This is a genomic window from Variovorax glucosi (genome assembly GCF_051216695.1).
Lineage (GTDB): Bacteria > Pseudomonadota > Gammaproteobacteria > Burkholderiales > Burkholderiaceae_C > Variovorax.
This window is the reverse complement of the sequence record NZ_JBPJZE010000147.1, coordinates 1-1,317: the sequence shown is the minus strand read 5'-3', so window position 1 is coordinate 1,317 and position 1,317 is coordinate 1. Positions and strand designations below refer to the sequence as shown.

The following is a 1,317-nucleotide window of genomic DNA, read 5'->3' as shown; positions in this document are numbered from 1 at the left end:
CGCGCTGGTATTGGGCGGTACAGCAGCATTCCTCGGGGCCGTGACTTCGGCCCACGCGTTCTCGAACCCGCCCATCCAGGTGGCGCAGGGCATCGAATACATGTGCGGTGGCGCCGCCAGGGATGAAGCCGCATTCATGGAAATGGTGTCGCCGCGCTGGGCCGCGACCATCGAATTCGGCGTGAGCGACGGCAAAGGCGCGCAGGTGGCCGGCTTTCCGGCCAAGGCCTTGATCGAGGTGCGCCAGAAATACACCGGCCAGGTCGTGATGGACGTGCAGTCGCAAGGCCCCTACATGCTGGCGCGCCTCAATCCGGGCGCCTATGACGTGAACGTGACGCTCGGCGGTCTCACGCTGACGCAGTCGCTGGTGGTGATTGCCGGCATGCCGGCGCGCACGTCGTTCGTCTGGCCGTCGAATTTCGACATGGCTTCGGTGACGCCGGCGCTGCCGCAGACGCAGGCTCTCGCGCAAACTTCCGCCGCCCGCTGAGCGGTCGGCCGCTCCGGCCTGCCGGGCCGGTCAGCCTTTCCTAAGCCACGCGCCGCACAGTGGCACCGTGGCTTCTCGCCACGACGACCAGGAAAGGATTCAGATCATGACCCCCCGTTTTCCATCATCGCGCACGATGCGGCCGCTGGCGGCCGCGGTGTTCTGCGGCGCCGTTCTGCTCGGCGCGCTTTCGTCGGCGCAGGCAGCGGTGAACCCGCCAATCTACATGGCGCACGGCGTCGAGTACATGAGCGGCGGCATCGGCAGCGACGAAGCCCAGCTGATGGAGACGGTATCGCCGCGCTGGCCCGCCACCTTCGAGTTCGCTGTCAAGGACAGCAAGGGCGCCGAATTCGCGGCCAACGTGCACGTGACGGTGCGCGACAGCGGCGGCGTCGCGCTGCTCGACAACGTGGTGTCGGGCGGCCCGTTCATGGTGGCGCGCCTGGACCCGGGCAACTACGAGGTCGAGGCGCGGATCGGCAGCCAGGTGCTGAAGCAGCCGCTGCACGTGCTGCAGGGTGCGCCGACCAAGGCGACCTTCGTCTGGCCGGCGGGCACCGACATGGCTTCGGCCAGCACGCGCACGGTGCAGTAGCGCGGCGAAAGTGGGCGCCGGCACCGCATCCGGCCGGCACCTGCTTTGTTAACTCCACTGGGCCACAACGCTTGCTATCCGGGCGCCTTGCGCTATAGAAAAAATAGCGATTGCGGCGCCTTCCGGTATCTTGAATGCGCGGCATGCGCCTTGCAGGTGGTGTATCCCGGGCAGTGCCCGACCCCATTGCCCCGATGCCGATCCGTCCCCTGAGCGCTTTGACCGC

General features: G+C 67.5%; 2 protein-coding genes. Both read left to right on the top strand.

What is annotated here, in order from left to right; translation table 11 throughout:
• Positions 1–493 (top strand): hypothetical protein (locus ACSFA3_RS23720; protein WP_435507865.1); only part of this gene is annotated, 493 nt, incomplete at its 5' end.
• Positions 494–599: 106 nt separating this feature from the next.
• Positions 600–1,091: a hypothetical protein gene (locus ACSFA3_RS23715; RefSeq protein ID WP_435469707.1), complete on the top strand. Its 492-nt coding sequence runs from the start codon at positions 600–602 to the stop codon at positions 1,089–1,091.
• The last annotated feature ends 226 nt before the right edge of the window (positions 1,092–1,317 follow it).

Coding starts and splice junctions, on each gene's coding strand:
- ACSFA3_RS23715 (WP_435469707.1), top strand. CDS start 600: ATGACCCCCCGTTTTCCATCATCGCGCACGATGCGGCCGCTGGCGGCC.